The following is a 5,723-nucleotide window of genomic DNA, read 5'->3' on the forward strand; positions in this document are numbered from 1 at the left end:
CGGGCCTCTTCATTGACGTCGACCATCGTGTCTTCCCTCCTTGCCGCAGGTTGACCGCTACGGCTCTGGAGGATGACGCGGTGGTCTTTTCGTTTGCAAGGGCCCATGCCCTTCTTACACCACGTGTCTGGACTCTACTGGGGGCTCAACTGCCGGGAACGGGGAATGGGGAAACTGCCGTAGGTCGTTCGTCGCAGGTCGTGAGAACTGCCGGGGGTCGTGGGTCTCGGGTCGTGGGTCGTAGCAAGTGCCAGAGGTCGTTGGGAAATGCCGTGACGCGTGACGGGTGATCGGTGACCGGGCGGACTGCCGCTGGTCGTGGGTCGTTCGTCGTGGATGGGGGGTCGGCTGGGCCCGGGCTGGGCAGGCGGTTCTGGCGCCCTCGGATTGGCGCCACAGATTTGCACAGATGGACACAGATGAAGGCCTTCAAATCCGCGTGAATTTGTGTGCATCAGTGGCGCAACTGCCGTGACGGGTGATCTGGTGAGTGACCCACACCGGGGGGGCTGCCATGCATCGTGGGTCGTTGCACATGGGCCGGGGCCGGTTGGCCCGACGCGCATCCCGTGGGGCGCACCCGCTAGACCCTCAGGACATTCGCGCCTTCCGCGTCTGCCACGCGGCACAAACGTTCGTCGAAACTCACAAACACATCCGCCTCCCGTTCCCGGTAGGTGAGATAGGTGGCCAACTGGAGCGCGTCCAACGTCCTCAACGCCATCCGGGACGCATATTGCTCCAGCAATGCAACCGCTTCCTCGTACACCAACGACGCCACGTGGTAAACCTCAAACCTCGTGCGGCAATCCTCCTCGAATCTCTGGAGCACCGCCCCCGCGGCTCCCTCGTTGATTTCTCGCTCGCGGAGTTTCCGGAACACGGCCGAATACAGCTCCACCCGAGCCAATTCCGAGACGGCAATCGTCGAGGTTCCAAGGTAGAGATCGAGACAGGCTTTCGAGCCGCGCTCTTCATGGTAGATCTTCACAAGAGCGGAGGTATCAAAGAAGAAAAGGCTCATATGCGCTCATCCCGGTCGCCGCGAACGGCCTCGCTCCAATCGCTGGACGATGTCGAAGTCTGCCTCCTGACTTCCTCGATCGACGGGGCGCCCTCCCCCTCCGCCCCCCCGCCGGGGGCAGGCCGGATCGCTTTGATGGCCCTCAGGTACTCGTACACCGCGACCAAAGAGGTGGGATCGAGGCCGTTCAGTTCGTCTTCGATTCGTTTCCTCAGGGTGTTCATGGCTTGTCCTTCGGGGCGATTTACGCTGGAAGGCTCGGAGACTAGAAGGCTGAGACGCTGGAAGGCACCAACTGCGCTCCAGTGTACCCAGCACCCCCGCTATGAGCAACGCGAGCGAACGGTCAACTTTCGGGAAGGGGGGGACTGCCGGGCGTCGTTGGTCGCAGGTCGTAGGTCGTTCATCGTGGATGGGGGGTCTCGGCCGGCCCGGGCTGGGCAGGCGGTTCTGGCGCCCTCGGATTGGCGCCACAGATTTGCACAGATGGACACAGATGAAGGCCTTCAAATCCGTATAGATCTGTGTGCATCAGTGGCTCAACTGCCGTGACGCGTGACGGGTGATCGGTGACGAGGGAAATGCGGTGACCGGTGGGGGGGCGAAACCCGCAGGGTCAGCCGCGGCCGGTGCGGCGGCGGGAGCGGCGGTATTCCCAGGGGGGTACGGGGGCGGCGTCGGCCCACAGGCCCCGGCGGGCCGCGCGGGCCTCGGCCTCGCGCCGGGCCAGGTCGGCATCGTCGGGCGCGTACCGGCGGTACCACCAGGCGAGCCCCGCGCTCACGAGCTCCCGGTTGAGGCTCCGACCGTCCGGGAGGATCACCTCGCCCACCACCCGGCCGTACCGGTCGCGGTCCTCTCCCCGGACCCGGACCACCTGGCCGAAGGCGAGCCGCGAGGCGAACTCCTTGGCCTTGCGGCCGAAGGGCTGGCGCCGCTCGGGGCAGTCGATGCCGGCGAGCCGCACCCGGACCTGCTCGGTCCCCACAAGAACCGTGAGGGTGTCGCCGTCGGCCACGGCCACGACCCGGCCGGACATGTCCGCCCGGGCGGCCGCGGCCAGCCCGAGCAAGACCCAGAAAACCACGAGCGCGCGTCCGGCGCGCCTTCCCCTGCCCTCCATGGCTGACTCCGTTCCGGGCTAGGCGGCGAGGCGGCCGGGCAGCCAGGCAGCCAAAGGCCGTTCGTCGCAGGTCGTTGTGAGGGACAGAAGGGACCTTAGGGACGAAAGGGACGTGGCGGCCCAGCCGCCTAGCCGCCTAGCTGCCTAGCCGCCCAGTCGCCTAGCCTTTCTTCCCCACCGGTTCGCCGGCCGAGAGGGCGCTCCAGCCCTTCACGATGCGGTAGATGACCCACACGTACGTTGCCAAAAGGATCGGCAGCCCGACCCAAACGATTAAGAGCGCGGTCCCCAGGATCACCCCGATCAGGCTCTTCCAGAAGGTCGAGATCTGCCAGTCGTAGTGGGACGCGATCCAGGTGCCCCGGGCCTTGGGCCGGTTCACGTAGGCCAGCACCACGCCCACCACCATGGTGATGCCGTACAGGAACGCCAGGAGGTAGAGGGCGTAGATCACGGCGGGGATGGTTTTGGGGGACGAGCCCACGTCGCGGGCGAGGTCGGCCACGGCCGACTTCATCGGTTCCAAGGCGTAGACCTCGGCCGCGCCGTTGTCGGTGGGCACGAAGTCGACCCGCAGGCCCTCGAAGGGCTCGCCGCTCGAGCCCCAATCGGCCCGGGAAAACCGGTAGCGCACCCCGTCGTCGCCCCGGATGAGGCCCTCGCCGGTGTCGCGGTTGTAGGTGAGGATGAGGCCTTCCATATAGCTTCCTGCTAGGACGCTGGGACGCGCGGACGTTAGGACGTTAGGACGCGTGGACGTTGGGACGGGTCAACCGCCGGGAATCGGGAAACGGCCGGAGGTCGTAAGAACTTCCGTTCGTCGCAGGTCGTTGGTCGTGTGAACGCCCGTTTGTCGTGGGTCGTTTTGCCGTTGGACGTTGGACTGCAATGACCTACGACCTTCGACCTTCGACCTTCGACCTGCGGCCGTTCGGCCGTCCACGCGTCCACGTCTCCACGCGTCCGCACGGTTTTCCCACACCCCCGCCCTCCGGCGCAATGGGGGAACCTCGTCAACCGATTCCATTGTTTCGGTTGACGACGGCCGGGGGCCCGTGGTACCTACGCGACTTTCCGGCCGCCCGCGGGGCGGCCCCTCCCCCACCCGAGGAGATGACCGATGCGGGAGCGGATCGAGGCGCTCGAGCGGCGCGTGCTGGACGGCGGAGAGGTCACAGCCGAGGAGGCCCTGGAGCTCATGGAGCTCGAGGGCCCGGCCGTGTACGAGCTCTTCCCGGCGGCCAACCGGATCGCCCGGCATTTCAAGGGCTACGACGTGGAGCTCTGCGGCATCGTGAACGCCAAGAGCGGCCGGTGCCCCGAGGACTGCGCCTTCTGCGCCCAGTCGGCCCACCACCGCACCGAGGCGCCGGTGTACGACCTCCGGGACCCCGACGAGATCGTGGCGGCCGCCCGGGAGGGGGCCACGATCTGCGCCAACCGGTTCGGCATCGTGACGAGCGGCACCGGGATCGACGAGGGGCCCGAGCTCGACCGCGTGTGCGAGGCGGTGCGCCGGATCGCGGCCGACGGCAGCGTGAGCCCCTGCGCGAGCCTGGGGATCCTCTCGGAGAACGCGCTTCGAAAGCTCTGGGACGCCGGGCTCCGGGGGTATCACCACAACCTGGAGACGGCCCGGAGCTTCTTCCCCCGGATCTGCACGACCCACGACTACGAGGACGACGTGGAGACCGTGCGCACGGCCAAGCGCCTGGGGTTCATGACCTGCTCGGGGGGCATCTTCGGCATCGGGGAGTCCCGGGCCCAGCGGGTGGAGATGGCGCTGACCCTGCGGGCGCTCGAGGTGGACAGCGTGCCCCTGAACTTCCTCGTGCCGGTCAAGGGCACCCGGCTCCAGGACATGCCCCCCCTTCCGCCCCTGGAGTGCCTCAAGATCGTGGCCGTGTACCGGTTCCTCCTGCCCCGGGCCACGATCAAGGTCTGCGCCGGCCGCGACCGCAACCTGGGGGACCTGGCCTCCTGGATCTTCTACGCCGGCGCCAACGGCATGATGGTGGGCCACTACCTCACCACGGCCGGCCGGGCCCCGGACGTTGACCTGAAGATGGTGCGCGACCTCGGGTTCCGGCCGGTGGCCGAGGGGAGCGGGAGGCCCCTGTGATCCCGGCCTGGGTGGGGGAGGAGCTGGCGGCGCTCCGGGCCGCCGAGAGCTACCGGGAGCTCCGGCCCCTGGAGGGCCCCTGCGGCCCCCGGGTCCGGGTGGGGGGCCGGGAGGTGCGCTGCTTCTCGTCCAACGACTACCTGGGGCTCGCGGCCGACCCGCGGCTCGCGGAGGCCGCGGCCGAGGCGGCCCGGCGGTGGGGCTCGGGCGCCGGGGCGAGCCGGCTCATCACCGGCACCCTGGGCCTCCACGCCGAGCTCGAGGAGGACCTGGCGGCCCTCAAGGGGTTCGGGCACGCGGTGCTCTTCAACTCGGGGTACCAGGCGAACCTGGGGCTCCTGACCGCCCTGGGCCGGGGCGGGGTGATCTTCTCGGACGAGCTCAACCACGCCTCCATCGTGGACGGCTGCCGGCTCGCCCGGGCCCGGGTGGAGGTGTACCGCCACGCCGACCCGGCCGACCTGGCCCGCCGCCTCGAGCGCCACGCCGGCGAGCCCCGCAAGGTCGTGGTGACCGACGGGGTGTTCAGCATGGACGGCGACCTCGCCCCCCTGCCGGAGATCCTGGAGGCCGCCCGGGCCCACGGGGCCCTGGTGGTGGTGGACGACGCCCACGCCACCGGGGTGATCGGCAGCGGCCGGGGCACCCTGCACCATTTCGGGGTGGAGGGGGACGACCTGGTGGTCATGGGCACCCTGGGCAAGGCCCTGGGGGTCTTCGGCGCGTTCGCCGCCTGCGCCGGGCCCGTGCGGGACCTCCTGGTGAACCGGGCCCGGAGCCTCATCTACACCACGGCCCTGCCGCCCCCGGTCCTCGGGGCGGCCCGGGCGGCGCTCCAGGTCCTCCGGGACGAGCCCGAGCGGGTCGAGCGGCTCCGGGCCCGGGTCCGGCGGCTCCGGGAGGGGCTCCAGGGAGCCGGGTTCGCGGTGGACGATCATCCGACCCCCATCGTTCCGGTGGTGCTGGGCTCCAACGGGGCGGCCCTGGCCTGGGCCCAGGCGCTCTGGGACCGGGGGTTCTGGGTGCACCCGATCCGCCCCCCCACGGTGCCCCAGGGCACGAGCCGGCTTCGGATCACCGTATCGAGCGAGCACGACCCCGCCGACGTGGACGCCCTGGTGGAGGCCCTCGCCGATCTGCGCCGGCGCGAGGCCGAGGCGGCCGCATGACCCCCGCGTTCCCCCGGGCCCTCGTGGTGGCCGGCACCGACACCGGGGTCGGGAAGACCCGGGTGGCCTGCGCCCTGGCCCGGGGCCTAGTGGGCCGCGGCCTTCGGGTGGGGGTGTTGAAACCCGCCGAGACCGGGTGCGACAACCCGGACCGGCCGGCCGACGCCCTGGCCCTGGCCGCGGCCGCCGGGTGCGCCGAGCCCCTGGACCGGATCTGCCCGTTTCGGTTCCGGGAGCCCCTGGCCCCGGCCGTGGCCGCCCGGCGGGAGGGCCGCGCCGTGGACC

7 protein-coding genes are annotated in these 5,723 nt (G+C 70.1%); 3 read left to right on the top strand and 4 right to left on the bottom strand.

From position 1 onward, the window contains the following. Nucleotides 1-583: 583 nt before the first annotated feature. The 4 genes from ACY0I8_RS15715 to ACY0I8_RS15730 all read right to left on the bottom strand — a co-directional run bounded on the left by ACY0I8_RS15715 (nt 584) and on the right by ACY0I8_RS15730 (nt 2,847). Complete coding sequence (locus ACY0I8_RS15715; protein WP_461395494.1) at nt 584-1,024, bottom strand: type II toxin-antitoxin system VapC family toxin; 441 nt, start codon at nt 1,022-1,024, stop codon at nt 584-586. After that, nucleotides 1,021-1,248, bottom strand: coding sequence for a hypothetical protein (locus ACY0I8_RS15720; RefSeq protein WP_459943305.1), 228 nt, complete (start codon nt 1,246-1,248; stop codon nt 1,021-1,023). Before ACY0I8_RS15720 ends, ACY0I8_RS15715 begins: the two co-directional genes overlap by 4 nt. A 392-nt stretch (nt 1,249-1,640) precedes the next feature. Next, complete coding sequence (locus ACY0I8_RS15725; RefSeq protein ID WP_461395495.1) at nt 1,641-2,111, bottom strand: thermonuclease family protein; 471 nt, start codon at nt 2,109-2,111, stop codon at nt 1,641-1,643. Nucleotides 2,112-2,307: 196 nt separating this feature from the next. Continuing rightward, on the bottom strand, nt 2,308-2,847 hold the full coding sequence (locus tag ACY0I8_RS15730; protein ID WP_461395496.1) for a DUF4870 family protein: 540 nt from the start codon (nt 2,845-2,847) through the stop codon (nt 2,308-2,310). A 420-nt stretch (nt 2,848-3,267) separates the two neighbouring features. Between ACY0I8_RS15730 and bioB the strand changes: the two genes are divergently transcribed. The 3 genes from bioB to bioD form a co-directional block, all read left to right on the top strand. Further along, a complete protein-coding gene (gene bioB / locus ACY0I8_RS15735; protein WP_461395497.1) occupies nt 3,268-4,269 on the top strand; it encodes a biotin synthase BioB in 1,002 nt (333 codons plus the stop codon). Continuing rightward, nucleotides 4,266-5,438, top strand: a complete 1,173-nt coding sequence (bioF, locus tag ACY0I8_RS15740) for an 8-amino-7-oxononanoate synthase (protein ID WP_461395498.1) — start codon at nt 4,266-4,268, stop codon at nt 5,436-5,438. Before bioB ends, bioF begins: the two co-directional genes overlap by 4 nt. Next, on the top strand, nt 5,435-5,723 hold a 289-nt coding region (bioD, locus tag ACY0I8_RS15745), incomplete at its 3' end, for an ATP-dependent dethiobiotin synthetase BioD (RefSeq protein ID WP_461395499.1). The genes bioF and bioD, both read left to right, overlap by 4 nt.

The organism is Deferrisoma sp., from assembly GCF_054681715.1.